This window comes from Candidatus Symbiopectobacterium sp. (assembly GCF_020054415.1).
Taxonomy (GTDB): domain Bacteria; phylum Pseudomonadota; class Gammaproteobacteria; order Enterobacterales; family Enterobacteriaceae; genus Symbiopectobacterium.
Genome location: NZ_JAHWCO010000185.1, coordinates 1 through 1066 on the forward strand (window position 1 = coordinate 1; position 1066 = coordinate 1066).

A 1066-nucleotide genomic window follows, 5' to 3' on the forward strand; every position below is an offset into this window, starting at 1 on the left:
AACTGGCACGGAAAAACAGCATGATTACCTATTATTCAACAAAGCCGGGCATTACCTATCGCATGGGGGAAGCGGCATGAGACAGCGTGTGCGACTGACGGCGGAAGATATTCCGCTTATCCGGGCGCTACTGGACTCCGGCATGCCGGTGGCGGAGGTGGCGAGGAAATTCGAGACCAGCAAGCAGCATATCTACAGCATCAGGAACGGCAAAAACTGGGGGACGGTGAAATGAGAGATATTCGATACCTGTTGACGGCATGGGGAAACTGGAGCGGCTCACGCATTGGCACCGAGTACAAGGCAGCATGGCCCCTCGTTACGGCAAGCAGCGATATCCGCTCCATGCTGTCTGATGTCGACGGTGAGATAGTTGAACGGGCGGTAGGGAGACTCAAGCATTTCGACCCGCTGGGATACGATATCGTGGTGGCGTACTACAAAGGGAAGGTGTCGTGCAAGGCGATATGCCAAGAGTTAGGGAAGCCCGCCTACTATATAACGGGCTTTCTTGCTCGCGCCGAGGCTTACATAGAGGGTAGTGTTGCTGAACTTTTGGAGGCGGCTTGACAACGCAAGCAGCTATCGGGATACTGGTGGTACTAGAACACCATAGCGGTAGTCCGCACCCGATAGCTTTGCCGCTTTTTTATGCCCGTAAAACGACGTAAACACATCCGAAGGCCGGGCGGAGAGGCGTAATACAATACCCGCAAGGGGAATATGCCCGGAGCGTCTATGGTGCTCTAGTTGACACCCGGCTACCAGCTACTAATTTGTACTAGCTCAAACCTGATCTGACAGTTACCGATTATTTATACAGGTGTCTGTCAGATTACATCTGGTTCAGATTCTTTTCTGCCCAGATCCGTTTTCCATCGAGTAAAGTGGCCATTGGCGTACGCCAGCAGCACATTTTTCCCTGATGAGTTCGCTCATTATTGTAATGCCACAACCAGTTGTCCAGATCTACCTGCAGGCTTTCCAGGTCTCCATATAACTTCTTGCGGAACGTAACCTGATAAAAATACTGCAAAATGGTTTTATGGAAGCGCTCGCAGATGCC

The 1066-nt window shown here is 51.6% G+C and carries 3 protein-coding genes; 2 read left to right on the forward strand and 1 reads right to left on the reverse strand.

Going from position 1 to position 1066, the window contains the following annotated elements; genetic code table 11:
• Both QZ506_RS05530 and QZ506_RS05535 read left to right on the forward strand, forming a co-directional pair.
• A partial coding sequence (locus QZ506_RS05530; RefSeq protein WP_291969632.1) for a helix-turn-helix domain-containing protein occupies positions 1-235 on the forward strand: 235 nt, incomplete at its 5' end.
• Positions 232-570, forward strand: a complete 339-nt coding sequence (locus QZ506_RS05535) for an antiterminator Q family protein (RefSeq protein WP_291969634.1) — start codon at positions 232-234, stop codon at positions 568-570. The genes QZ506_RS05530 and QZ506_RS05535, both read left to right, overlap by 4 nt.
• Positions 571-835: 265 nt before the next feature.
• Here the strand turns inward: QZ506_RS05535 and QZ506_RS05540 are convergent.
• Positions 836-1066 (reverse strand): integrase core domain-containing protein (locus QZ506_RS05540; RefSeq protein WP_291969636.1); only part of this gene is annotated, 231 nt, incomplete at its 5' end.

What these genes read in the sequence shown, in the direction of transcription:
- QZ506_RS05535 (WP_291969634.1), top strand. Translation starts at nt 232, where the DNA reads ATGAGAGATATTCGATACCTGTTGACGGCATGGGGAAACTGGAGCGGC.